Here is a 1403-nt window from a genome sequence, read left to right as displayed (position 1 = left end):
TTTGTCACAGGCAAGATGCCTGTGCCACAAGCACTTTCACAGGCAAGATGCCTGTGCCACAAAAAATCTTGTGGGGTGGGCTTCTAGCCCGCCCCTAATTTTAACAACTTCCTCAGATTCAATCCCCTAAAGGCCTGCCGCACAAACCGCCGCTCCAATTAACCCGACATTGCCATTCAAAACCAGGCGAACTGGTATCATTTCTAATAGCGAATCCATCCGACCTTTGTGCGTAAAAGCTCGCATAAAACTGCCTTCTAGAATCAGTGGCAAAATCTTCGCAGCGATGCCGCCGGCTACGTACAAACCGCCGTAAGGTAGAAGTGAAACAGCCATATTTCCGGCCACCGCACCGTAAGCTTCTACAAACATTTGCATTGTTTGTTCCGAAAGCCGATCGCACTTTTGGAGTGCAGCCGCCGCAATTATCGCCCCCGGATCGACTGTTTTCTCGGTTTTACCGATTTCCGACTCCCATTGAGCGATCGCTTCCCCCACTTCGGCTGATTCAGGAGCAAACTTGCGATCGCGCAAAAACTGGTAAATTGAGACAATCCCTTGTCCCGAAACTACACGCTCGATCGATATTCTTTGAATGTTATGTTTTGCTAACAAATATTTTAGCAATTCAAACTCCAACTCCGAGCGAGGAGCAAAGTCACCGTGTCCCCCTTCCGAAGAAAAAACCCTGATCCCATTTGCTTCGGGAATTGCAAAACAATGTCCCAAACCTGTACCCGCACCAATCACAGCAATTGGATCGTGCTGGCTCGGTTTTCCTACTTGCAAGGTGTGTATATCTGTAGCTTCCAAACCACACACGCCGTAACCAACCGCTACAAAATCATTAATCAAACTAACACGGGAGATTCCTAATTCTTCTTCCAGACGCTTTGCATCCAGCAGCCAAGGCAAATTTGTCAGTTTGGCGCTGTTGTTGACTACTGGGCCTGCGATCGCAAAACAAGCTTTTTCAGGCTCCACTGCCAAATCGAGTTTAGTAGCAGCTTCCGTCAAAAACTGTTGAACTATCGGCACTAAATCGGGAAATTCCCCGCTCGGATAGCGAAACTCGTAAAGAGCATTCATTGCACCATCAGCAGTCCTTTCTACCAAGCGCAAAATTGTCTTAGTTCCGCCAATATCGCCCGCTAATAATAATGCCATAAACCTCCGATAAAACAGTTGACAGTTGACAGTTGACAGTTGACAGTATTGTCCACTGTTAAACCAATAATTTTCAGGTTGGATCCAGCGAAGCGTAGGTTCACTTCGTTGTACCTCACATCTTGCATGATTGTCAGCAAAAGGCTTGTTGAGAATGGTGCAAGATCTCAGTTCTACCCAACCTACTTATCACTATTAACAACTATAGATCCCTGACCCCGCGATCGAGAAACGGT

At 46.9% G+C, this 1403-nt stretch carries 1 protein-coding gene; it reads right to left on the bottom strand.

All coding sequences use genetic code 11. The features are described from left to right. Positions 1-126 precede the first annotated feature (126 nt). Entirely contained in the window at positions 127-1167 is a 1041-nt protein-coding gene (locus tag JGK36_RS25210; RefSeq protein WP_293186736.1) for a glucokinase, read from the bottom strand. Between the last annotated feature and the right edge of the window lie 236 nt (positions 1168-1403).

It is taken from the genome of Microcoleus sp. PH2017_35_SFW_U_B, assembly GCF_020737865.1.
Classification (GTDB): domain Bacteria; phylum Cyanobacteriota; class Cyanobacteriia; order Cyanobacteriales; family Microcoleaceae; genus Microcoleus.
Note: the sequence above shows the minus strand (reverse complement) of the source record. Positions and strands in the feature narration are given on the sequence as shown.

What these genes read in the sequence shown, in the direction of transcription:
- JGK36_RS25210 (WP_293186736.1), bottom strand. Translation starts at nt 1,167, where the DNA reads ATGGCATTATTATTAGCGGGCGATATTGGCGGAACTAAGACAATTTTG.